Raw genomic sequence first — 250 nt, 5'->3', positions numbered from 1 at the left:
GGTGAAGTGCGCGGCCTCGCCCAGGCTGACATAGTGTTCAATCACTTCCGCCTCGGCGCCGCGCCCGATCTCCAGATGGTGACGATGATGCACGGTGTTCACTTCCCCGGTGGCGCCGCGTCCGCTGCTGATGTGCAGCAGGTACAGCGGGCGGGCCGGGGCCTTGCCGGCCGGCAAACGAATCAGGCTGGTTTCCTGCGCCAGGCTTTCGGTCAGGTGCAGGAAAATCTCCGGCTGGATCGGCTCCGGC

At 66.4% G+C, this 250-nt stretch carries 1 protein-coding gene; it reads right to left on the bottom strand.

Annotated features, from left to right (window positions below; all coding sequences use genetic code 11):
* The coding region (locus AC4IHP_RS27920) for a hypothetical protein (protein WP_490833298.1) at positions 1-250 on the bottom strand (250 nt) is incomplete at both ends.

The sequence above is a fragment of the Pseudomonas sp. UF-293 genome (genome assembly GCF_058245595.1).
The sequence above is the reverse complement of the archived record's forward strand: the minus strand, read 5'-3'. Positions and strand labels throughout refer to the sequence as shown.